At 43.7% G+C, this 24,260-nt stretch carries 21 protein-coding genes and 1 pseudogene; 7 read left to right on the top strand and 15 right to left on the bottom strand.

What is annotated here, in order from left to right; translation table 11 throughout:
* From LG368_RS01840 to bfr (LG368_RS01825), 4 genes and pseudogenes are all read right to left on the bottom strand, one after another.
* Positions 1-207, bottom strand: a pseudogene (locus LG368_RS01840) (IS1380 family transposase); the annotation flags it as partial.
* A 204-nt stretch (positions 208-411) separates the two neighbouring features.
* Positions 412-2,415 carry a TonB-dependent receptor domain-containing protein gene (locus tag LG368_RS01835; protein ID WP_226753013.1) on the bottom strand — a complete coding sequence of 668 codons (2,004 nt, stop codon included), beginning with the start codon at positions 2,413-2,415 and terminating at the stop codon, positions 412-414.
* A 276-nt stretch (positions 2,416-2,691) separates the two neighbouring features.
* Positions 2,692-3,159 (bottom strand): bacterioferritin, encoded by a 468-nt coding sequence (gene bfr / locus LG368_RS01830; RefSeq protein WP_226753012.1) that lies wholly within the window; start codon positions 3,157-3,159, stop codon positions 2,692-2,694.
* Position 3,160: 1 nt separating this feature from the next.
* Positions 3,161-3,631 carry a bacterioferritin gene (gene bfr, locus LG368_RS01825; RefSeq protein WP_226753011.1) on the bottom strand — a complete coding sequence of 157 codons (471 nt, stop codon included), beginning with the start codon at positions 3,629-3,631 and terminating at the stop codon, positions 3,161-3,163.
* A 698-nt stretch (positions 3,632-4,329) separates the two neighbouring features.
* Between bfr (LG368_RS01825) and LG368_RS01820 the strand changes: the two genes are divergently transcribed.
* On the top strand, positions 4,330-4,845 hold the full coding sequence (locus tag LG368_RS01820) for a TetR/AcrR family transcriptional regulator (protein ID WP_338086290.1): 516 nt from the start codon (positions 4,330-4,332) through the stop codon (positions 4,843-4,845).
* Between the two features lie 40 nt (positions 4,846-4,885).
* Complete coding sequence (locus LG368_RS01815; RefSeq protein WP_226753009.1) at positions 4,886-5,389, top strand: hypothetical protein; 504 nt, start codon at positions 4,886-4,888, stop codon at positions 5,387-5,389.
* Positions 5,390-5,484: 95 nt separating this feature from the next.
* On the opposite strand, the gene LG368_RS01810 is transcribed toward LG368_RS01815, so the two are convergent.
* From LG368_RS01810 to dbpA, 4 genes are all read right to left on the bottom strand, one after another.
* Entirely contained in the window at positions 5,485-6,045 is a 561-nt protein-coding gene (locus LG368_RS01810; RefSeq protein WP_226753022.1) for a DUF6198 family protein, read from the bottom strand.
* 224 nt (positions 6,046-6,269) lie between these two features.
* Positions 6,270-7,571 carry a guanine deaminase gene (guaD, locus tag LG368_RS01805; protein WP_226753008.1) on the bottom strand — a complete coding sequence of 434 codons (1,302 nt, stop codon included), beginning with the start codon at positions 7,569-7,571 and terminating at the stop codon, positions 6,270-6,272.
* 66 nt (positions 7,572-7,637) lie between these two features.
* The gene (locus LG368_RS01800; RefSeq protein WP_226753007.1) at positions 7,638-8,036 is read right to left on the bottom strand and encodes a VanZ family protein; all 399 of its coding nucleotides are present in this window, start codon (positions 8,034-8,036) and stop codon (positions 7,638-7,640) included.
* A 7-nt stretch (positions 8,037-8,043) separates the two neighbouring features.
* Complete coding sequence (dbpA, locus tag LG368_RS01795; RefSeq protein ID WP_226753006.1) at positions 8,044-9,426, bottom strand: ATP-dependent RNA helicase DbpA; 1,383 nt, start codon at positions 9,424-9,426, stop codon at positions 8,044-8,046.
* Between the two features lie 205 nt (positions 9,427-9,631).
* Between dbpA and LG368_RS01790 the strand changes: the two genes are divergently transcribed.
* Positions 9,632-11,977 carry a bifunctional diguanylate cyclase/phosphodiesterase gene (locus LG368_RS01790; RefSeq protein ID WP_226753005.1) on the top strand — a complete coding sequence of 782 codons (2,346 nt, stop codon included), beginning with the start codon at positions 9,632-9,634 and terminating at the stop codon, positions 11,975-11,977.
* Between the two features lie 59 nt (positions 11,978-12,036).
* On the opposite strand, the gene LG368_RS01785 is transcribed toward LG368_RS01790, so the two are convergent.
* From LG368_RS01785 to LG368_RS01760, 6 genes are read right to left on the bottom strand one after another with little or no spacing between them, the layout of a single operon-like run.
* Positions 12,037-12,960, bottom strand: a complete 924-nt coding sequence (locus LG368_RS01785) for a LysR family transcriptional regulator (RefSeq protein WP_226753004.1) — start codon at positions 12,958-12,960, stop codon at positions 12,037-12,039.
* On the bottom strand, positions 12,951-13,967 hold the full coding sequence (locus tag LG368_RS01780; protein WP_226753003.1) for an ABC transporter ATP-binding protein: 1,017 nt from the start codon (positions 13,965-13,967) through the stop codon (positions 12,951-12,953). Before LG368_RS01780 ends, LG368_RS01785 begins: the two co-directional genes overlap by 10 nt.
* Complete coding sequence (locus LG368_RS01775; protein WP_226753002.1) at positions 13,967-14,989, bottom strand: ABC transporter ATP-binding protein; 1,023 nt, start codon at positions 14,987-14,989, stop codon at positions 13,967-13,969. The genes LG368_RS01780 and LG368_RS01775 overlap by 1 nt, the downstream gene beginning before the upstream one ends.
* Before the next feature lies 1 nt (position 14,990).
* Positions 14,991-15,929, bottom strand: coding sequence for an ABC transporter permease (locus tag LG368_RS01770; RefSeq protein ID WP_226753001.1), 939 nt, complete (start codon positions 15,927-15,929; stop codon positions 14,991-14,993).
* Entirely contained in the window at positions 15,926-16,906 is a 981-nt protein-coding gene (locus LG368_RS01765; protein WP_226753000.1) for an ABC transporter permease, read from the bottom strand. The genes LG368_RS01770 and LG368_RS01765 overlap by 4 nt, the downstream gene beginning before the upstream one ends.
* Positions 16,907-16,962: 56 nt before the next feature.
* Positions 16,963-18,492, bottom strand: a complete 1,530-nt coding sequence (locus tag LG368_RS01760; protein WP_226752999.1) for an ABC transporter substrate-binding protein — start codon at positions 18,490-18,492, stop codon at positions 16,963-16,965.
* A 446-nt stretch (positions 18,493-18,938) separates the two neighbouring features.
* Here LG368_RS01760 and ylqF point away from each other — a divergent pair, with 446 nt between their 5' ends.
* The 3 genes from ylqF (at position 18,939) to LG368_RS01745 (ending at position 21,004) form a co-directional block, all read left to right on the top strand.
* Positions 18,939-19,931: a ribosome biogenesis GTPase YlqF gene (gene ylqF / locus LG368_RS01755; protein WP_226752998.1), complete on the top strand. Its 993-nt coding sequence runs from the start codon at positions 18,939-18,941 to the stop codon at positions 19,929-19,931.
* 11 nt (positions 19,932-19,942) lie between these two features.
* Positions 19,943-20,323, top strand: coding sequence for a YacL family protein (locus tag LG368_RS01750; protein ID WP_226752997.1), 381 nt, complete (start codon positions 19,943-19,945; stop codon positions 20,321-20,323).
* A gap of 84 nt (positions 20,324-20,407) precedes the next feature.
* On the top strand, positions 20,408-21,004 hold the full coding sequence (locus LG368_RS01745) for a hypothetical protein (protein WP_226752996.1): 597 nt from the start codon (positions 20,408-20,410) through the stop codon (positions 21,002-21,004).
* A 130-nt stretch (positions 21,005-21,134) separates the two neighbouring features.
* Here LG368_RS01745 and LG368_RS01740 read toward each other — a convergent pair whose 3' ends face one another.
* Positions 21,135-21,542, bottom strand: a complete 408-nt coding sequence (locus LG368_RS01740) for a pyridoxamine 5'-phosphate oxidase family protein (RefSeq protein WP_226752995.1) — start codon at positions 21,540-21,542, stop codon at positions 21,135-21,137.
* Between the two features lie 330 nt (positions 21,543-21,872).
* On the opposite strand from LG368_RS01740, the gene LG368_RS01735 reads away from it, so the two are divergent.
* Entirely contained in the window at positions 21,873-24,221 is a 2,349-nt protein-coding gene (locus LG368_RS01735; protein WP_226752994.1) for a fatty acid cis/trans isomerase, read from the top strand.
* The last annotated feature ends 39 nt before the right edge of the window (positions 24,222-24,260 follow it).

Raw genomic sequence — 24,260 nt, 5'->3', positions numbered from 1 at the left:
AACGGCTTCGAAGTCGCTTTTGCCGAGGCAAATCAGCCCCAGATAGGTGCGAATGAGATCGATGTTTGCAATGCCATGACGCTTGACGACTGAGCGTGAGGTTTTGGCCAGCGAGGTCTGTTTGTTGAGGCAATGTCCGACCAACGCCAGGCCGCCATGGGGTGTGATAGTCTCGGTTTTAGACTGTTCGAGTTTGAAGGTGCGCATGGAAAAAAGTCACTGTCTGGGTGAACGAAAAGCAGTGGTCATTTTACTGCTTCAGGCCGTATGATTACAGCTCTGCAGGGGTGTGAGAGGGGTTTTAAGTCACGGAATCAGGTTAGTGTCTTTATAATTTAAATGATCTTGAAAAATAATAGTTAAAGATAAATATAAGGCCTCAGTTTTCTATTGAGGCCTTATTATTGTCTATTAAAAGATATATTTAGCGGACAGCTTAACGTTACGGCCAGGTTCTGGAGTACCCGTATCATCGTCTCCAATGGTGGTCTGATCCACGTAATTCTTATCAAACAAATTTGCTACAGCAAGAGAAAGTGTTAAGTCCTTTAATTTCTTAGGTTTCCATGAAGAATTTATGCCATGTGTAATATAACTATTTCTACTGAAAGTGTTTGTTTCGATACTATCTGTGTATTGAATGTTATAGCCAAGGCTAATTCTATTATCATCATTATGCCATTTAGTTGTCCATGAATATCGATCACCGGTAGAGGCCCCAACTCTACGGATAATACCGATATCATCTCCATTCTTATATGTTGTGTCTACTTTTGTGTATGATAAAGAGGTTGAGAGGTATTTACCACTCAGTTGTGCAGTCGCTTCATACCCTTCACTTGTAATAGGATCGTCGTTATAAAAGCCACTTACTGGCTTCATTTTTTCACCACCCACCTGTTGGATAAAGTCTTCAATTTCAGTACTGAATGCAGTAACTTTAAAGTTAGCGGATTGAAAAGTAGCGTAGTCAACTGTCGTTTTGTAACTCGCACCGATTTCTCTTCTGGTGGATGTTTCTGGTTCTAATGGCGTATTATAGCTATCTTTTTTAGCGTTTTGATTAAATGCCAGTGTATCTGTTGTACTTGACAGCCATTGAATAGGTACAACACCAGTGCTTCTTACCGCTTGACCATACCCAGCAAAAACATTCAAGTTAGGGACAACCTCATAGTCAATATTTATGCTTGGAGATATTTCATCACCTTTTAATGATGTATTTCCATATTTGGAATCAAAGCTATCATAGCGAGCACCCAGTGATATTTGAGCATTACCAATAAACAATTCTTCTTGGATAAACAGACCTAGATTTGTCGATCGAATGTCATCCCCTTTTTTTACTCCAAAACCAGTGTTTTCCCCAGTCTCTTCAATATAATCTATCCCATAACTGAGCTCATTTTCTGTTGAGCCAAGAGAAAACAAGGACGTGTTCTTAACACCACCTCCAACGGAAGAACTTTCGGTGTAACTTGATGAGGTGAAATTTTCTAGATAGATTTTATTATTAAATACGTTACTTTTTATGTTTACTAAACTGTTGGAAGCGGGGTTATAGCCATGATTAATTGCTAATGTTTCTCGCTGATACTCTTGATAATCCAGAGATGCATTTGGGTTGTAAGCAGTATCGCCCGCTCTATACCTGTAATCACCACTGTTTGTATTGCGCTCAAATGAGATTGACAGCTGATGATCTTCCAAGTCAACACTGTTCAATTTAAAGAAATAGCTTGAGTTATCTTCAGCGGTGCCTTTCACCTCTGTACCATCACCAGAATTATAGTTTTCTGAGTCATATTCTTTAACATGAGCCAAGATGCCAAGGTGTCGGCCTGCAACCCCAAATGCGTTAACAGAAATAACTTGTGCATCACTCGCACTTTCGTAACCGGTTTTAATGCTACCACCGATTGTTTGATCTTCTTCTAGGAGGTCTTGTGCATCGACTGTTGTGTAAGTGATACTGCCGCCTAATGCTCCAACGCCTTGGTCAGAAGAAGGGTGAGTTGAAACGTCAACAGCTTTTAATAAGCTCGGGTCAATACCAATAGAGTTCCCTCTATGTTGAAATAAATTGCGGCCTTGTGAAGCACCATCAACAGTGACATTTAAGTTACTAGACTCTACTCCACGAACATAGACACGTTGAGCTGAAGTGGATCCACCGCCAACCGACACCGAGGTTTCATTGCGATATAGGTCACTCAGGCTCTCTATTTGTTCATTTTGTATTTTCTCTTGGGAAATTGATGTCACAGATTGGTTACCGATTTTTTCTCCCAATACACTGATTTTATCCAGCGTGAGTGGGGTGTCTCCGTTAGCACCATTGCTCGTTTCAATCGCGAATGCGCCTGTTGAGATGGGCAATGCTAGACACAAATTAAAAAACAGTTTGTTGTTCATAACGCCTCTTATGTTATTGATAATCATTATTGACAATAAAATTAAGATACGCTGATCGTTACAGAAGAGAAATCCTCATTTTTGAGACAGAATGGTCAGCAAATTAGAATGGTTTTTATTAGCAGGTTCATAGGAAGGTCGAGGTTACCATTAGTGAGCTGTTTACAGCTCTTTTTACTGCTACTAATGGTAACCGTTGTAAGGTGCGACACTGAAATTGAGCCTTCTTAGCCATTGCAGCCAATGAAGTTATCGAAAAAAGTGCCTATACCGTTCTTACATTTGTGTCTGAATGTAGTTTGATAGACCGAGTTTTTCAATCAAACCTAGATGTTGCTCTAACCAGTAGATATGATCTGTCTCAGTATCAATTAAAAGATCCTGTAGAAGGCGACGTGTCACATAGTCATGCTCCTCTTCACAGACCGCAATAATTTCACGCAAGCTGTTAGCTACAATGTATTCCGCTTTTAAATCATTTTTTAGAATTTGCTCAACGTTATCACCAATGAACAAAGGATCTCTTGATGCTGTGTCTGCCTTGCCATCTAAGAAAATGATGCGCTCGATAAGACGTTGGGCATGACCAAGCTCTTCTTCATATTCATGTTCGAGCTGCGTATGCAACTTGTTGATGCCCCAATCTTCATACAGTTTCGCATGAGCAAGGTACTGATCCATTGAAGTCAGTTCTAATTTTAGCTGTCTGTTTAATAAGTCAATGATCTTTGTATTTCCTTTCATCTTAGCACTCCATCATTTTTTGTTGATAATTTTCAATACCTAAAGTTTCAACCAATAGCAATTGTGTTTCTATCCAATCGATATAGTTTTCTTCATATTCTAAGATGTCTTTTAGTAGCTCTCTGCTGACATAGTCATCTTCAGATTCACATAAACTAATTGCATCTCTTAATTCGGCGACTTGTTCAGAAACAACATTAAAGTCACACTGCAAAATTTCTTGAGTATCTTCACCAATTTGCAATTTTCCTAACTGCTGAAGATTTGGCAGACCCTCTAAAAATAAGATGCGATTTATAAGTTCATCTGCCTGTTTCATGTCTTTAATGGATTTTTTATAAGACTTTGCATTCAGTGCTTCTAGTCCCCAGTTTTTAAAGATTCTGGCATGTAAAAAAAACTGATTAATCGACGTTAACTCATTGGTTAACACTTTATTGAGAATGCTTATTACTTGTGGACTGCCTTTCATTTAGCTGCCTCCCTTATTCGCTGAATTATTTAACAATGTGCGGATTTTACAGGTTAGGGTCTGGTTTTAACAGTGAGAATTAGAAAATAAAAAGATTATTTATTTATATATGAAAAAGAAAAGAAATATCTTGAGAATAAGCATTGAGAAGTGAAAATAAGAATGATTCTTATAATTTGTGAAATATTTATCAAATAAGAACAAGTCTCTTTCTAATATTTAAAAATATAATACATTCTATAATAATATAAAGTAGTAGTAGAGAGTTTAACATTGAATATAAATAACACGACTCAATCTTAATTTTCATTTAATAATCATTCTAATAAAGCCCAGGCGATCGAGAAAATCCCCGAGTTCAAATGAGTGGTGTTCGATGGCTTTTAGGGACGAGCTCTCCCTTAGGGAAGAAGGAGAGGAACTAGGTTGACCCTCCGACAGCAAGGTTCTAACCGGTAAGGCGTCAGGTACACACCGAGCGCCTTGAGAGCAATGAGGTGGTGACTCATCGTACACTTATGCCTCCAAAAAATTGAACATGAGAACTGTTCTGGAGTGTTATAGTAAAAGATAAGCTAAGTTAGGGCTTTGTGCCTTTTACCTCCGACAATTATTCAATGAATCGGTTAAAATGAACGATAATTTATCAAAGTGAAGACGTTATGGCACGAGGAAGACCGAGTAAAAAGGCACACATAGTGTCTGCTGCTGGAAAGTTGTTTACTCAACAAGGCTACCAAAGCACCAGTATTGACCAAGTAGTACAAGCCGCTGCCGTATCTAAACCCACGGTATACAGTAACTTCCCAACCAAGCTGGTTTTGTGGGAAGAGGTATTAATTGCGCTCACAAATGAATCCTTTGTTGAAATGCAGTCCTGTCTTACACAACTACGAAGTCATAGTAAAAGTCATTTTACCGAGGGTTGGATTATCCTTTGGGAGACTTGGGTCAACAAGGTAGAGCACCTTGCTGTATATCGGATAATGCTTGGTGAACAGCACAAAATGCAGCCATCCACCTTTGCCTTATTTGCGAAATTCGAATTAGTTTTAGAAAATATATTAATGGATTGGATTAGTGTATTTCCAATATTAGAAGTAAACTTTTTTACTTTAAAGGCCGTGAGTAGAGAAGCATTATTAACGCCGGCGTTAATGAACTTGCCAAAAATGAAAGAAGCAGAGTTAGCTGAACATTTAAAAAGTTTTTGAAAACTTTTTTATAGCGGTTTTGAGTTATAGAGAGGGAGAGATGCATAACAGCCAAAAAGAAAAAATAGCGCTTGAGCATCAAGCCGCTAAGCTATTTATGCGGTGTTATGAGAAAAACACAGGGAAGCCAATTCGACATATTTGGCATAATGATCCGATACGACCTGACGTGAGCTGTATGCTGGAGGGAGAACGTCTAGACTTAGAGATTGCACACCTTTATGGCTCAGAAGAAGAGGCGATGGAGATATTAGGTCGATCTCTCAGTAAAATAACCCAACAGGCTCTGCAGGTATTAAAAAACGAACCCGCCAGTGAGCGCCTATTACAGTCGCTTAATCGAATATTACAAAGTAAATCACGTAAACACTATGACAGTCAGCGTGTTTGGTTGGTTATTCGAAATACGCATCCAGCATGGCAGCAGCAAGATATTAAAGCGCTGGAACATTGTATCTGTGTGCCTGAACCTAACCCATTTGAAAAGGTATGGATTTTAGGCGATATGGAAGGGAAAAGTGGTATTGTGCGTTTGTACCCCTGATGAACAATATTGCTATGCAATAGACATCTTCGTGCTGGGGTGACACTCAACACGAAGATGCTTAATAAAGATAAAGAAGTATCGAGATTTACTTTCTAATGAGACGATATTCCCGCAGTACTGTTTTCTATCGCGGTATTGATCTTGCCCGATGTTTCTACTTGTGTGGTTTGGGCCCAAATCGGTGGTCTGTGATAGCGACCAATCACCGAACTGAGTGCCGCAAAAGCCAGCAATGAATAGACGAGATATGTTATGTCGATAACTGTCATGGCTGCAATTAAGACGAGCATATCGATAAATAACGTGGTTTTTCCCGCGTGAATGCCTGCCTTTCTTTCTAAATATACCGCTAAGATGTTAATACCACCTAAAGAAGTATTATGGCGAAAGAGAATGATTAAGCCAAAGCCAACTAATAACCCGCCTAAAGTGGACGCAAGCAGAGGGGGGATAGACAAAATGACATAATGCTTCATCAATTCAGAGAGAATAGAAAGGAAGCTGACGCTGACGAAGGTTCGTATTGTGAAGTCTCGCCCTAATGCGTACCAAGCTAAAATATAAAATGGCAGGTTAATCAGAAAGAAAAGCTGACCAAAAGAAAGGTCGGTTAATCTGAGTAAGATCATCCCTATACCGGCTGTACCACTAATCAGTAATCCTGCGGCATTAACTTTTGGTTAATGACAGTGGCCTACATTTACTTCTTGTGGAAGCGCAATGATAAACAACAGCAATCGGTCCAAGATTGAACACCTTCAAAATGCTTTAAAGTCGCTGTGTATCGCTAACAATAAAGCATTTTTCATACCATAAAAACTACAAATTACTATATTGTGACAAGATGCGTCACTGTAAGTGAGTTTGACCCTCTTTATTAACGCTTATGCACACATTGCCCGGCTGAATAGGTGGCTTGTATTGCTCTGTCGTCGCCGAGCGTCATAAGGATAAATAAACTTTCTTCGATGTTTTTCGAAAGGGCCAAGCGAGAGGTCAGCAGCGGTGTGGCTTTTTTATCAAGAATCACGAAGTCTGCTTCCGTACCGACTGCCAAATTTCCTATTTTATCCTCTAATCTTAGCGCTCTGGCACCACCCAGCGTGGAAAGATACAAGGATTTAATCGGACTCAGGTTTTCATTCTGCAATTGGATGACCTTATAGGCCTCGTTTATCGTTTGTAACATAGAGAAACTGGTGCCACCACCAACGTCGGTTCCTAGACCCACATTGACGTCATGTTCCTCGGCTTTGTTAAGTTTAAATAAGCCGCTACCAATGAATAAATTCGATGTTGGGCAAAACGCAATGGCCGAGCCTGTTTTATGTAATCGATGGTACTCACTGTCGCATAAGTGAATGCCATGGGCGAAAACAGAGCGTTCGCTGAGCAATTTATGCTGATCGTATACATCTAGATAATTATGGCTGTCTGGAAACAGCTCTTGTACCCAAGCGCATTCGTCTTTGTTTTCAGATAAATGAGTGTGCATATAAACGTCTGGGTATTCATTGAGCAATTTACCGGCTAACTGCAGTTGCTCGTCAGAGCTGGTCGGTGCAAAGCGCGGCGTAATTGCATAGTGCAAGCGGCCTTTATTGTGCCAAGTCTCGATCAGTTCTTTGCTTTCTTGGTAACTGGTGTCTGGAGTGTCGGTTAAGTAATCTGGCGCGTTACGATCCATCATCACTTTTCCGCAAATCATACGGAGATTATCGACTTCGCATGCTTCAAAAAACGCCTCGACAGAGACTTTATGCACTGAGCCAAACACTAGAGCGGTTGTTGTGCCATTACGCAGTAATTCTTTTAAAAAACGGTCGGCCACATCACGCGCATGGCTTTTATCAAAAAACTTACCTTCTTCTGGGAAGGTGTACGTGTTTAGCCAAGTTAGGAGTTGTTCGCCGTAAGAGCCGATCATGTCGGTTTGTGGGTAATGAATGTGCGTATCAATAAACCCAGCAGTGATAATGGCATCAGGCAAATGCTCAATGACCGTCTCTTTAGGTAAAGTGGCGATCACCCATTCTGCATCACCAAGGGCAATAATTTTATCGTTTTGAACCGCCAATACACCGTCTTTAAAATATTCATACGCTGCGTCATTGCCGACTTTTTGGGGATCGTCAAGACAGTGAATGATTTCTGCGCGCCACGCTTTTACTGGATTCATAAGGTTCCCTTGAGTGATGTTTTATAGACAGGTGAAAACAAAATTTGACCGAGTGGTTATACTTTATCAGGTCTGATTCTTTGTTTCATTAAGGCATGACTTTTGAGGGTATAAAACGATGAACAGTATGCGCAATAGGATAACAAGAAGGACACCAGCGGCATCGGCATAAAAATCCAGCCATTCGCCATAGCGATTGACATAAGGCTGAATGATTTCTATCACACCACCGAGTAACACAATGAGGGCAGACAGACCCATAAAGCGCCGCAACGGCCCTAAAGCACACATGAGCGCCCAACCGCCAAATCCCACCACATGGTGGAGCTTGTCGCCGCCGGGTGCAGCTGGCAAAAACTCAGCAGGGGTGAGTGTCGACCAACCGATTATAATGGCGCCCACTATAAAGCCGACTGTTTGTGCAGTCGGCGAGGTGAACCAAGAAAATGTCTGTCGTAATGTCATGGTGGGTTTAGCGTAAAATGCGAGCGCGAATGTTTTTGCCTTTGATTTTTTTGTTCTCAAAGGCTTTTACTACGCTTTTGGCTGCTGCATTATCGATTGACACATAGGCATGAAAATCAAAAATATCAATTTTCCCAACTTGTGACTTATCCAGGCCAATACCAGCCGTTAACGCGCCTAAAATATCACCTGGGCGAAGTTTGTTTTTACGTCCAGCATCAAATGCGATGGTGGTTTTTTGAGGGATCAAACGATAATGAGGGTCTACGGCGTCAAGCTTAATGAAGTTTGCTTTGGTCTCAAAGCGCGTTTCAATATCACGTACTTTATAATCGTCTTTTGATGTGACTAAGTTTACGGCAATGCCCGCCGCGCCAGCACGGCCGGTTCGTCCGATACGATGGGTATGAACATCCGTATCACGAGTCGTGTCATAGTTGACAACAAGATCGATTTCTTTAACGTCAATGCCGCGTGCCGCTACATCTGTTGCCACTAATACACAGCTACTCTGATTACTAAAACGTACGAGTACCTGATCCCGTTGGCGTTGCTCTAGGTCACCATGAATCGCTAAAGCGGCAATTTTATGATCGACCAACCAATCGGCTACGAGTTGACACTCTGCTTTTGTATTACAAAAGACAATGGCTTGACGCGGGTCGAAGTGCTGTAATGTTGCTAGTAAGGTTTCGCACTTATTTTTGTTTTCACTGCGAACAAAGAATTGTTCGATGTTTGGTTTTAAATCTTCTTGCGCTTCCACTTTGATATTGACCGGTGATTTTTGAAACTCACCACTAATGGCTTCAATGCTGTCACCATACGTTGCTGAGAACAAAAGCGTTTGGCGATTACTCGGTGTCAGTTCAACCACTTCACGGATGCTGTCTACAAACCCCATATCCAGCATGCGATCGGCTTCATCGAGCACCAATGTATTCAACGCATTGAGTTTCAGTGTGCCTTTACGAAGGTGTTCCATTAAACGCCCTGGCGTACCGACTACAATGTGCGCACCGTGCTCCAGTGAGCCAATTTGTGGGCCGAATGGCATGCCACCACACAAACTCAGCACTTTAATGTTTTCTTGATAGCGAGCAACTTTACGGATTTCTTTTGATACTTGATCGGCTAACTCACGAGTTGGGCACATAACCAAGGCTTGCACACCAAAAAAGCGTGGATTGATTTTCAGTAAGAGAGCGATAGCAAATGCCAAGGTTTTGCCGCTGCCTGTTTGTGCTTGGGCAAGAATGTCTTTACCGTCGATCATAACGGGCAAACTTTTTTCCTGAATAGGGGTAAAAGCGTTGAAGCCCATATCAGACAGTAGGGCTGTCAATTTTGATGGGAGTGTTACATTTAATGTGTGATGAAATTGGGTCACAATAGGCCTGTTGAATCGGGTAAATAATGCGCTGAGAATAACAGAAAAAAACGTTAAATACCTTTCTTCACATTATTTTCCGTGTTGATTAAAGCGTTTTTAGGTAAAGTACAAATAGAATGTAAATAATATGGATGCGTCCTGTTTTCACAATGGCTGTGGTTGTGTTGAATTGAGTGAACAAATGAAGAGTGTGGGAAAATAAATGAACACATTGAAAAAATGTGGTGTAGGTTCAAAGGCACACTATTACGTCTTTATTGTTGTTTTCCTCTGTGGAGCAATCATCAGTGCCATTATGTATTCAGAGGCCAAAAATCAGGTCGCTATTGCGCAAACAGCGTCGAGCAACGTCTTTGTTGAGAAATTGGCCCGCGCTGTAGAGAATTATCAATCCATCTCTTCCTCTGTTGTGTCTCTAATAGAGTCAAGTCAATCGAGTGTTTCCCCTGATCAATTTACTCGTTTTGTGCAAAAGGTCATGCCGGCGTCTGATTATTTTGGCAGTAACGTTTACTTTGCTCAGTATGTTTTATCCAAAGACAAGCCGTCATTTCTTCAGCAAAATCAGTCTTTATATGGCTATAAAGACTTTTCTATTTACCCGTTAGGTGATCGGGACGCCTACATGCCCTTGGTGCTTGCTTACCCTGATAAGGTTGCGTATGGCTTTGATATTTTATCGGCAGAGTACCGTAACAGTGCTCAAGTCGCTCAGAGCCGTTATGCCTTGACTGCCATGTTATCGGAACCGACTTCTTCTCCTTTTTTTAAGATGCCAGGAAAAAACAGTGCAAATAACTTTGTGCTTAGGGCGCCGGTGTATGTGCCGGTTGGTTCTCAGACCTATACAGACGACCTAGTGACGGGTTTTTTTGGCCTTGTTGGTGTGCATTTTACGGTTGAGGGTTTACTAAAACAGGTGGTGCCACTGACGGACAAAGGGCTGCAGTATCGTTTAGCCGACGTCTCTGGTGAGCAGACTGTTTGGTTCGCAGATTCAGCGGTGGCGTCGTTTTGGGGGGATGTTGCCTTTGACAGCCATTATCTGTCAGTGGCTGGCAGGAAATGGCGAGTCGATACCTGTTTTGCCAGCAGTGTGGCGCAACGTCTTTCTTGGTGGCAAGTGATTACGCCATTGTCTGTCTTTACCCTGTTGGCTTTTTTCCTATTTTTATACACACGCACGTTATGCCTTGAAACGTATTCCGTCTGGCGAACCTTAAATGAGCGCATTGAAATTGATGAATTAACCGGGCTTCATACGCGTCATCAAATACGTCAAAAATTAACCGAGCTGATGCTAGACAATCAGGGTAATGGACAAAAAATCGCAGCGCTTATTTTGGATCTTGATCACTTTAAAACCATCAATGACGCTTTTGGTCATGAGGTAGGTGATGCGTTACTGGCGAAGGTATCTGAACGTCTTACCTCTATTCTGCCAGAGGGGACTTTGACGGGTTACTTAGGTGGCGATGCTTTTTTAATTGTTTTGCCCGAAAACCAGAGTCAGCGTTTACCTAATTTGAGCCATCTGTGCAAAGACCTGATCAGCAAGATTAGCCAGAGTTATTTCACCGATGGCCTGACCTTGGACATTGGTTGTTCTATCGGTGTGGCAGTGTACCCAGAGTTTGGCTCGGACGCTGTGCATCTGATTAAAAATGCTGACATGGCTGTTTACCAAGCAAAGGCGTCAGGTCGTGCAACGTATCATTTCTACGATGGCGAAATGGGTCGACGCTTTGCTCGCAATGTGCGAATCGAAACGCGTCTGAGAAGAGCCTTAGAGGAAGAGAAACTCGAACTGCATTTTCAACCTAAAATGGATCTGGTTACTGAACGATGTATCGGCATGGAAGCGTTATTACGTTGGAACGATGGCGAATTAGGTTCGGTATCGCCTGCTGAGTTTATTCCCATAGCAGAACAAACAGGCATTATTTTACCACTGGGTGATTGGGTCTTTGAGCAAGCATTTAAGCATATGCAAGAGTGGAAAGAGCAGGGCATCAATGTTCCTCCTATTGCTATTAATTGTTCTGCTGCGCAGTTAAAGCGGGTTGATTTTTTGTCTAAGCTGCTCGCTTTACTGGATAAGTACCATATAGACGCCAGCTTGTTAGAAATCGAAGTCACTGAATCGATTTTAATTGAAGATGCAGACGGTTGTGCGGAGTTATTGTGTCAAATGAGTCGTTTGGGGATGAAGCTTGCGATTGATGACTTTGGTACGGGCTATTCAAGTTTAAGTTATTTAAAAGATTTGCCGTTTGACTGTGTCAAAATTGACATGGTGTTTATACGCGACATGATGAACAATAAGAGCAATGCGGCGCTGACCAAGGCAATTATCAGTTTAAGCCATGACCTGGGCTTAAAGGTTGTGGCAGAAGGCATCAGTGATGTTGACCAACTGGCGCGATTGCGTGAGTACGGTTGTGATATCGGCCAAGGTTATTTATTCAGTAAAGCCTTGGGCCCCCGTTCTATGGTCAATGACCCTATGATTGTGGCTCTCAATCAACAAGAAGAAAGTGACTTTTAGGCTTTCTCCTTTAGGTTTTCTCCTTTGGGTTTTCTCTTTTCTTCTGTTGATAGCGTGTTCTACCGACGACATTGTTGTTTTAAGGCTTCCCAGAACTGCATGACGTTTGGGTTTTGATTGAATCGAGATCGATAGAGACGAATTTCAAGTGGGATATGCCAGTTTTCTTCTCCTGCCAGGGCGACTTTGCCGTAATTGAGCGTATCAAGCATCAGACGCTTTGGAATCCAACCAATACCATACCCTTCTTTGACCATGGCCTTGATGCTGACAGAGTGATAATTCTCGGACAAGGTTTGTAACTGAGGAATGTCCCGTTGTCTCTGCAGATGGTGATGAATCACCGGTTGCAAAAAGGAATTTTCATAGTAGCCGATATAGGGCAGGGGCTTCCGCTTGGCACCGGGTAACGTGAATTTGGGTTCGCCTGATTCATTGGTTGCACTGCAGGGAATCAGTGTTTCTTCTGCAATCACTAGGTGTTCGTAATGTTCATCGTCGAGGGCACGAATAAAGTTAATGGCTGGGTGCCAATAACACAGCATGACGTCACATTGCTGGTCCATCAAAGAGTTAACAAAATCAATGCCGAGCCAAGAACTTGACTTCATATTGATGTCCAGCTCCAAGCCCATTTGGTCACAAAATGGCGCAATGACTTCTTTGTAAGCGCTAAGAAAAAGCGTTTGCGTGGTAACAAACCGTACTTGTGACTCTTCTTGTTTGCGAATTTCTTGGCAACGTTCTTTGGTGTCTTTAAGTTGACGAGTAATCAGCTCTGCACTTTGCAAAAACACTTCACCAGCAGGGGTTAAAGACAATGGCAGTGTATTACGATCAATCAGCGTGACGCGCATTTCCTCTTCAAGCAGTTTAATGCGTCGACTGAACGTAGGTTGAGTGACATTTTGCTCGTCTGCCGCGCGTGAGAAGTGCCGCGTTTTCGCCAAGGCAATAAAGTCCTCTAGCCATCTTATTTCCATAAACGGCCCTCCTCGATGGCATGGCACGCCACACTGCTGCCATCGGGTTGTTCTTTGATCGCCGGAGACGCTTCGTAACAGCGTTGATTTGCATAAGGACAACGCGCTTGAAACACGCACCCTGATGGTTTTTTTGTCGAAGTGGGCACTTCCCCGATAAGGCGAATAGGGTCCGCACTCGTGGTGTCCAAGCGCGGGATAGCCGACAACAAGGCTTGTGTATACGGGTGCTTGGGCGTACGAAATAAGACGTCTCTCGGGGCAAGTTCACAAATGCGCCCTAGGTACATCACCGCGACACGAGTGGCAAAATGTTCGACGACCGCCAAGTCATGAGTGATAAAAAGGTAGCTTAAATTGCGTTCCTCTTGTTTGTCCATCATAAGGTTGAGGACTTGCGCTTGCACTGACACGTCGAGGGCAGATAAGGGCTCGTCAGCAACAATAAAATCCGGCTCGACGGACAACGCGCGCGCCAAACTAATGCGCTGGCGTTGACCACCGGAAAATTCGTGAGGATAGCGATCTGAGCCCGTTGCGGAGATACCAACGGATTCCAGTAAACCGTCAATTTTTTGATCTAATTGCACTGATGAGAGCCCAGGTTGATGAAATGAGATGGGCTCACTTAACGTTTGGTAGACCGTCATTCTTGGGTTGAGCGATGCATAAGGGTTCTGAAAGACCATTTGCATACGACGACGGTAAAACATCCTTTGACGATTATTCAAATGATCTATCCGGTGACCGAGGTAATCAATTTCCCCTTTTGTTGGCTCGGTTAACCCCATGATGACTCTGGCCAGTGTGGACTTGCCACAACCGGTTTCGCCAACCACACACAGTGTTTCCCCTTTATAAATGGTTAAATCTACCCCGTTGAGAGCATGAACACTGTCTTGATGACGGGTTAACTTACCGCTCTTAAAGCGCCACTGACCTAGCCAACTGTCATTGGTGCTAAAGGCTTTTTCCAAGCCACGAATTTGGATGAGTGGTGTGTTCACTAGCGTTCACCCTCTAAAACGTTATCGCTTTGGACTGGGTCATCTCTATCAAATTCATCGATCATGTTTTCAATCATCAGGCAGGCAACACTGGAAACGCCGCTGTAAATAAATTTTGGTTGTTGTTGCTTACAGGCCTCGGTTGCGTATGGGCAGCGAGGATGAAAAGCACAGCCCGATGGACGTTCTGATAGGGGCGGCATGCTGCCTTGAATTTGATTCAACCTATGCCCAGGTAAGGTCATCTGTGGTAATGCGTTTAACAGTCCTTGTGTGTAAGGGTGCTGAGGGTCGTTAATGATTTCCAGTGTGGGACCTTCTTCGACAATTTGACCTGCGTACATCACTAATGTGCGTTCAGCCACTTTAGACACCACGCCAAGATCGTGGCTGATTAAGATCAAGGCAACACCATGATCGCGGCAAATGGCTAATAAAAGCTGAAGAATCTCAGCTTGAATGGTGACATCCAGAGCGGTGGTCGGCTCATCGGCAATAATGATGTCAGGGTTGAGCAGTAAAACAGAGGCGATAATAACCCGTTGTCTCATACCGCCGGACAGTTCGTGAGGGTACTGGTTGAAGCGTGTTTCTGGTGAGGCAATTTGAACTTTATGTAACTTTTCAATCGCAATATTTTTAGCGTCTTTGTAGGTGATTTTCGTGTGGCTACGAATGATTTCAACCAGCTGGTGGCCGATACTGAGAACAGGGTTGAGCGTCATCATCGGATCTTGAAAAATCATAGCAATACGTTTGCCACGAACCTCTTGCAACTGTCGAAGGTTCATCGTGGTCAATTCTTTGTTGTCTAACTTGATTGATCCAGATGCAATGTAACCCGGTTTGCCGATTAGGTTGACAATGGAAAACCCCAATACCGATTTTCCTGCCCCAGACTCACCCACAATCGCGATACGCTCACCACGGTTGAGTGTAAAACTGACATCAATAAGAGCCGCCAAGGATTGTTTTTTCACTTGAAAATTCACGTTCAAGTGACTGACGCTAAGTAAATTCATATTAGTCTTTATACGTCCTTGGGTTGAGATGGTCTCGCAACCAATCACCGAGTAGATTCATTGCCATAATCAGCACAATCAAGGTGACACTGGGAATGACACAGATCCACCAAGAGCCAGAAAACATGTAAGCAAAACCCTCTGATATAAGGGAACCAAGAGAGGGTTGCGTGGCCGGCATGCCTAAGCCTAAAAAAGACAAAGCGGCTTCCGCAACGATGGCATTGGCAATTTGAATGGTAAAAATCACCAAGATAGGCGATAAGGTGTTGGGCAGAATATGACGAAACATAACGCGTCTTGACCCAATCCCCATGATTCTAGCGGCATCAACGTATTCTTTTTGCTTTTCTGCCAACACGGAGGCGCGAATGGTACGGGCAAACAGTGGCCATTCGGTCAGCCCAATAACAAGAATCAAGATAATCATGGCAAATTGCTGAAAATACGCCATACCAAACATAGATTGAAAAATAGCCAAAAATACAATGGCAACCATCATGTTTGAAAAAGATAACTGGATATCTGCACAGCGCATTAAAAAGTTGTCTATTCGCCCTCCAAAATACCCCGCCATCAGGCCAATACAAATTCCAAGTGTGGCTTGAATCAACACCGCACAAATACCGATCGTCAATGACAATCTGGTGCCATATAAAATCACTGAGAGTAGGTCTCGACCCTGAGCGTCTGTGCCCAATAAGAAACGTTCATCACCACTTATCCATCGGGGAGGAATGTCTGATTGCATCAGATCCATAAACTGAGGATCGGCCATATCAAAAGGCGCGACTAAAGGGGCAAGAAGCGCAACCAGGCAGTAGAATACAAAGACGATCAGCGCCAACATCGCCAATTTATCACCGATGAGCCCAGAGACAATGTGATTCCAACGACTGCCTGACAAAGGCTGAATAAGCTCTTTTCTCGGGTATTTCATAATCCGTGGCTCGCTAGACGTACCGTTGGGTTAACCAGACCATAGATTAAATCCACCAGCGTGTTAGTGACCACGAAGATTCCGCCTACCACCATTAAATACGCCGCGACAAGAGGCGTATCAACACGGCTGACCGCATCCATAAACAAGTACCCCATACCTGGCCACTGAAAAATAGTTTCCGTTAATATGGTGTAAGCAACCAAGGTGCCCGCTTGAATTCCTCCCACGGTGATGATGGGTAACATGGTGTTTTTGAGCGCATGAACAAAATAAATACGTCTCGCGGATAGCCCTTTAGACCATGCAAAACGTATGTATTCTGACTGCAACACTTCCATCATTTCCGCACGGATAAGGCGTACAAAAATCGGCATCAATGCGATGGCTAATGACAAACTGGGTAATATCAGATGCCTCAAACCGTCTTTATTAAAAATACCGCTTTGCCACAGCCCAAAGACATCGGTGGTGTCGCCCCGACCAAAGCTGGGCGCCACATTATGTTCAATGGAAAAGACATACACCAACAGAATCGCCACAATAAAAATGGGCACAGAAAGACCGATAGAGCTGACAAACATCAACAGACGAGACAGGATGTGTTTTGGATTAATTGCTGCGAGGACACCACAGGGCGTGGCCACCAATATTACTAGAAGAATGGCGCAGAAAGCCAGTTCCAATGTTGCGGGTAATTTAGACAAAATAACGTCAAGAGCCGGCTCTTTAAAGTAATAGGAGGTGCCTAGGTCGCCTTGGATGGCCCCTTTTGCAAAACGCCAATATTGACTGACAAAACCATCGTTTAAGCCTAACGCTTCACGCAGCTGTTGACGATCGTCTGATGAGGCTGTCATTCCCATCATTTGTTGAACGGGGTCCCCTAACTTATCTTGAATGGCAAAACTGATCACACTGATGATGATCATCACAAAACAAGCTTGTAATAAACGGCGCAGTAAAAATGTTAGCATGAAAGCGTGTCGTATCTCTTCTTTAGGCGTTGTATTGGCGTTCTAGGCGCAAATGACTATTCCTCAATGACCAAATCTCCCAGATATGGGTAGTTTTGATCATTTACAATAGCGCGTATGTTTACCTTCTCTTTTGCCGCCCAAGTAAGATATTGCCAATACAATGGGACAACAGCGGCGTCATTATAAAGGGTTCGCTCTATTTGTTGCAGTCGTTGAGAGCGCCTTTCTGGGTTCATTTCGCGATTGGCTAGACGAATATCCTCATCAACACTAGGGCGACAGTATTCGCTTGCGTTGTAAGCACCCAAGCCAGTATCGGCGTCAGGGCAGGCAACAAGGAATTCATAAATATTGTTTGAGTCCATGGTGTCGGACTGCCAGCCAACCATCATAAGATCGGCACTGCGATCGTCAAACGCCTTAAAGTATTGCGCTTTCGGCAGGGTTTTTAGGTCCACGGTGATCTTGATGCGCGCCAGCATCGCCGCAATGGCCTGAGCGACTTTTTCATCACTCATATAGCGGTTGTTGGGTGCCATCATGCTTAGCCGAAAACCGTCTTGGTAGCCTGCTTCAGCCATTAATTGCTTTGCTTTTATCAAGTTATATTCAGGGGCTAGGTCGTTAATGTGTCCTAAGAAACGATCTGAACTCAGCTGGCCCGCAGGCATAGCGTAGCCTTTGAGAATTTTTTCAACAATTAAGCGTTGATTAATAGCAAGGTTAATCGCTTTGCGTACCCGCACATCTTGTAATTCTGCACGACGCTGTTGGTTCATGTGCATCAATAAAATGCGAGAGTTTGCTAAAGTGACCAACTGAAGGCCTGGTATGCTTTGTGTTCTTTGAATATCAATAGGGGAAATAGGAAAGATAAAATCCACATCGCCAGACAATAATGCAGCCAAACGCGTGGAATCAGCACGAACGGGAGTGATGGTGAGTGTCTTTACGTTACCTGGGCTGTTTGTGTCCCAGTAATTAGGGTTGCGTTCGAACACCATATAACTGCCAAGCTCCCGATGAGTGAGCTTAAAGGGGCCGGTTCCTGAGACATGGCGGGACGCAAAGGTACTGCCGTATTTTACAATTTGATCTTGACCTTGGTAAAACACCTTATCCATCGGGAACACATAGGTCATGATGTTGATCAGCAAGGGGTTAGTGTAGGTCGTATGGACGTCGATCGTGTAGTCATCAATTAGCGTGGTCGACGAAATAGTATCGAACATGGCGCGAAAATCAGGGGACCGTTTTAAGCGTTGTATCGTATAGGCGACATCCTTTGCCGAAAAAGGGTTACCACTGATGAAGTGGACGCCTTCTCGAAGGTGGAAGCGCATAGTGCGATCATCGATACGTTCCCAGCTTTCTGCTAATCGAGCTTCAAACTTGCCTGTTTTTGTCCATCGTAATAAGGGGTCAAACACAAGGTGTGAAAACTGTAAGGTTCCTTCAGACAACTGTTCATGGGGATCAAGTGAAACAGGATCCGCATCAAAGGCCATTTTCAATGTGGCCGCATCAGCGCCTTGATAAATTAAGAATGACAGGCAGTAAATAAAAAAGGCACGTACCTTCATAATCGAGCGTCTCTTTATGACCGAGTAATGTTTGAATGACCTAATATAATCCTGACCATATAGATGAAAAGGTATTTTTGCAAAAAATACGTGCAAATAAGATGGGTTAAAGAAGTGGGAGGAGGGAGAAAGAAAAAAGCCGAGGCCACACACAGCCTCGGCTAACAGACCATTAGGCAACATAATTGCCGGTCCAATCGAGAGAACAACCAGATTTGCATCGAAAGCTTGGTGCAGATTCCTCGCTTCTGCATACTCTGGAGTGAACGAGTATAGATACTTTGCGATGACTTACCTTGACTTGAATCAGATTAACCCCAGTCTTTAGAGGGCATTCGATGAGCTTCTTTCCTAAAACAGACTTGCTTGTAGTATTTTCTTTTTCCCTTTCCAACCTGTGGTAGAATTCGGCACCGCAAAAGACTAGGTCAATAAGGGGAGTTAGGGTGAGCGTTCAGTGGTATCCAGGTCACATGAATAAAGCGCGTCGAGAAATCGAAGAAGTCATGACGCAGGTTGATATTGTTATTGAAGTGTTGGATGCCCGAATTCCTGACTCCAGTCAAAATCCTATGCTGAATACCCTACGGGGTGATGTGCCGGTTTTACGCTTGTTAAATAAAAAAGACTTAGCGGACAGTGAGCGTCTTAACGCTTGGTTAACACATTGGAGCGGTCACGCTACCGTACTTGCCCATCCTTTTTCAACAGTGGATAAGGCCGACGTTGCCAAAATCAGTCAGTGGGTAGGGCAAATGGTGCCTCATAGAGGCAGTGCAGAAAAGCCCATTCGCGCGATGATTGCCGGTATTCCCAATGTGGGTAAATCCAGTCTGATGAATGCGTTATTAGGCCGCCGTGTGGCGAAAGTCGGTAATGAGCCCGCTGTGACCAAGTCCCAACAGAAATTAAAAGTGACCAATGGCTTTCAGATATTAGATACGCCTGGCATATTGTGGCCAAAAATTGAGAATCCAGACGCCAGTTATCGTTTGGCTGTCACGGGTGCTGTGCGTGATACCGCGATTGATTACGAGGATGTCGCACTGGTCGGTTTGGCCTTTTTTATGTCCGATTACCCGAACGAACTTATTACGCGTTACAAGTTAAAACACCTTGATTCTGATCCTTATGATGTACTCAAAGTGATTGGGTCAAAGCGAGGCGCACTGCGTTCAGGCGGCAAGGTGGATATGCACAAAGCCGCAGAGGTGTTCTTAAGCGATGTTCGAACCGGTGCCATTGGGCCTTATGTCATGGAGACGCCTGAGATGATTGCCCTAGAAGAGCAACGGGTGGAAGAAGTCAAAGCGAAAAAAGAAGCGGCACGTCTGGCTCGGTTAGCGGCGGCTGTCCCGCAGCGTCAACAGGCCAATAACGTGGCCTATCGTCAAGCACAGGCAGAGAATCAAAATGACAGTACAGATGAAAAAGAATGAGGTAAATGGCCATGGATTATGAAATTGCGTTTGATCAAGAAGAAAATCAATATCGAGTGTATACCGGCTATGAATTTTCTGCGATTGGTGAATGGGTCACTGAGTATGTGCGTGATTTAGAAAGCATCCAGCGTGTTCTTATGGCGGCACGTTTGGCGGAAAATGAAAAAGAATCGACAGTGTTTAAAAATGGCCCTTTCGAGGCTGTTGTGTCTGAAGAGGGCATTCTTGTATCACGTCAAATTGATCTTGATTCTGCCGAAGAAGAAATCAAAGCGATGTTTGATACCCAAGAGAGCTTTTATCAAGCGTCTACCGACGGTATTCAAGCAGAATGTGGCTTAGAGGATTTAATTGCTCTGGTAGAAAATTGGCACGGCGTTTTGTATTGAGCCAAATCCATTTGATTTGTTGTTCCTTGCGCTGGCTGGGTTTACACTAGTATCTGTTTATTATTAACGTTTTAGGGAGCCGATATGCTCATCGAATTGGAAAAAGCCCGCACTCGAAATAATGTTGTTCGCATTTTTCGTGACGAGTTGGATGGACCAGATAGCTGGACTGATGGTTTTGTTGTAGACGCCAACGAAGAAATGGTTTTACTCCAATTAGTCGACGAAAGTGTTCGTTTAAATGGCTATCAAATTCTATTTCTAGAAGACATTAGCGATTTTGCGCATCCTGCTCCCTTTAATGACTTCCAAAAACGCGTGTTAGCACTGCGTGGTGAAGAAGTAGACGATCCAGAAGTCGAGCTTGATGATTTAGCCGTCTTACTGATCGATATCAGCGAAGAATTTGGTTTGGTCACTTTGCACCGTGAAGAGGTTGAACCGGACAGTTGTGAGATTGGTCGTGTTGTTCGTGCGGACGCCGTAACCTATGAGCTTGAAGAAATTGGCTCGGATGCACGCTGGTTTGATGATACCTTTGAATATGACCTGTATGACATCACACGTATTGAATTTGGTGGCGCTTACGAAGAAGCGCTTCTTTTAGCCAATGATGATATGGGTGATAACGCTTATGAGTTGACAGAAGATTATCCAGATGATGAGCGCGATGACGTTTAGATGAAGCGTTAATAGCCTCTGTTTTGATTCATATGAAACGCCTTTGTGGGCGTTTTTATTTTTCTGGCGTTAGAAACCGAGTATGAGTAAAAGCGCTCACCGAATGTTTTTCGGTGAGCGTTAAAGCGACTTAGCTTAATTTTTGTCCGGCCGTTGGTCCAGATTTCAGTGTGAAGACGTCATCGACTTCTATCAGTACTGCACACTTAGGCTCTTTCATGCCATTTTCTGCGGCAAAAGCCAGTGCGTTTTCAAGCGGCGCGCCATCATGATGAACAGTGGGTGTGCCAACAAAGCGATAGCCATCAAGGTTTGGGCGGTCAATGACAGCGATAGCCACTTTAGAGCCTTGCTGAATATTTTCTAGTGTTTGACCACCTGTGTTTTCATTATAGATTAGGTGGTTTTCATCATAGACTCGAAGAGAGCGTTTAGGGCCTATGTTTGGCAAGCCGTTACTTTGAATGACGGTCGCTAAAATAGGAGTTTGAGCGGCTAACATAGCTTGCATTTTATCGTCGAGTTTTACTTGGCTCATGGCTTTATTGCTTCCTTATCTGGTTGTGTTAGCACTTTTATGGTGCTAACAAGAGGTAATATGAGAAACGATGTACCATTTTTCTGTGGTGACATGGTTTCTACTAGCGAGTTGATGTGTGCTTTGCGGCATGTCATCCATTCGCTGGGGAGATAGTTTAAACTAAATAATAGTAATTATCATAATCATTGGTGTGGTTTGTGTTGAATTTTTTGTATCGTGACAACGTTATCTGATTTTGACTTCATACTTTTTCTAACGATGGGACACAATGATGCTGGTGGCTGACGTGTTTCGTGCTTCTATTTGAAGTAATACAGGGATATCTCTATGGCTAGGTGGTTAAGTTTTACCTTAGTGTTTCTGGCGATTTCTGGTTGTGCCGCTTATGCGACACAGCAATTTGACTCGCTTTTCGGTCCTCAGGACACGTCTAATCGTCAAAGCTTGACTACCCAAGAAGAAGCCGACTTTTACAACGAGCAAGTGAAACCCATTTTAGATACGCGTTGTGTGTCTTGTCATGCCTGTTACGATGCGCCTTGTCAATTGAAGTTAACCGCAACAGAAGGCATAGAACGTGGAGGATCGAAAGAACTCGTTTATGATGGCACACGGCTGCTCGCTTCAGCGCCGACACGGCTTTTTATCGATGCGAAGACCCCTCAAGAGTGGCGAGAAAAAGGCTTTCATCCCGTCCTAAATGAACGCGACCAATCACCGGCTGCCAATCTGCAGGGGAGCGTACTGTACCGCGCTATTGCTTTACGTGCTAAGCAAGGAGCCTTTACTCAAACCGTGTTATCAGAAGATTATGATTTTTCCTTAGCGCGTGATCAACAGTGTGCCGGTATTGAAGAGTACCAAGAGTTTGAGCAAGATTACCCTAATTGGGGAATGCCTTATGGTTTGCCTGCTTTAAGCACACAAGAATACGATGTTTTAACGCGTTGGTTAGCAAGAGGGGGAAAGATGCCTGACGCCCAGCCGCTACCCGATACCGTGCGGCAAAAAGTGCGTTTATGGGAAAGTCGTCTTAATGGCGATGACCTCAAATCTCAGCTGGTATCGCGTTACATATACGAGCACTTGTATTTGTACAGTTTGTATCTTGACGAGGGTGAAGACCATCGTTTTCATCTAGTGCGTTCGAAAACCCCTTCTGGAGAACCGATTGATTTGATTGCGACGCGTCGACCTTATGACGACCCAAATGTCGATCGTGTCTATTATCGTTTACAGGTGGACCCCGAAGTTAAGGTGCAAAAAAACCATATTCCTATGCAACTAGATGAAGCGCGTTATGCACGCTGGCAATCTTATTTCTATGGCAGTGACTATCAAGTGACACGGGACCCAGGTTATGCGGTAGAGGTGGCGACCAATCCATTTAAAGCGTTTCGAGAGATTCCAGCGTACGCACGGTATCGTTTTCTTTTAGACCATGCACAAAATACCATTATGGCATTTATCAAAGGGCCTGTGTGCCGTGGTCAGGTTGCCGTTAATGTGATTAATGAGCAGTTTTGGGTGTACTTTGTCGACCCAGAAGTGGTCTATAACGCCGGGTCGGCCGATTATTTAGAAGATCAAATGCAAAACCTGGATTTACCAGCGATTGGGTCGAGTAATACCTTGCCTTTGACGTCTTGGATTGGTTTTTCAGAACAGCAAAAATCGTATTTATCGGCCAAGGCCAACCTTATCGAAAACACCGCAGGCAGTAAGGTGCCACTGGATCTAAACCTGATTTGGGACGGAGAAGGTGATAATGACAATGCGGCCTTGACGATTTTTCGTCACTTTGATAACGCCTCCGTGGTCAAAGGCATGGTGGGACAATACCCTAAAACAGCCTGGTTAATAGATTACCCGTTATTAGAGCGTATTCATTATTTATTGGTGGCAGGCTTTGATGTGTATGGCAACGTGGGTCATCAGTTAGTGACGCGTCTGTATATGGATTTCTTGCGAATGGAAGGGGAAATGAACTTCCTGTTGTTATTGCCCAAAGAAGATAGGCAAGCCATTCGTCAATTTTGGTATCGGGACGTTAGTCAGACCATTAAAAACTATATTTTCAGCGATTACATCAAGGTAAACAGTCAATCTCAAGTGGACTATACCACTGGCGATCATCAAGATGAATTGTATGAAAAGCTCAGGGCCCGCTTAGCCCCAGTATTGAATCAGAGTTATGATTTGGAACAAACGGGGTTTAACGCAGAGCAAATTCGAGCGCTGTATCGACTGCAATCGGTTCGAGGCGGTGGCTTAGTGCATTTACCGAATGTGATGACGGTATTGGTGACTGACCAAGGCGTGCCTAAGAAAGTGCTTAGTGTGATTCATAATAAGGCCCATGCCAATATTTCCAGCTTGCTGGATGAAGAGGGCGCACGTTTACCTGAAGAAGATGGCATCACCTTAGTCAATGGTGTGCTGGGAGATTACCCTAATGTGCTGATGCAGGTTGAGCAAGGTGAGTTAGTGGATTGGGCTGATCAGATGGCACAGTTACAGACAGAGCAAGACTACTCAGTGTTGCTTGATAGTTTTGGAATACGTCGAACTCATCCGAACTTTTGGTTTGTCAGTGACGCGATTGGTAACCTGAACCAGCGAGATCGACCCAGAGAAAGCGGTATTTTGGATTACAATCGCCTGGAAAACAGATAAGCCCAGTTAAGTGACTTATCTGTTGACGATTAGATAAGA

Origin of the sequence: Marinomonas algarum (assembly GCF_020532605.1) — a bacterium.
GTDB lineage: Bacteria > Pseudomonadota > Gammaproteobacteria > Pseudomonadales > Marinomonadaceae > Marinomonas > Marinomonas algarum.
Note: the sequence above shows the minus strand (reverse complement) of the source record. Positions and strands in the feature narration are given on the sequence as shown.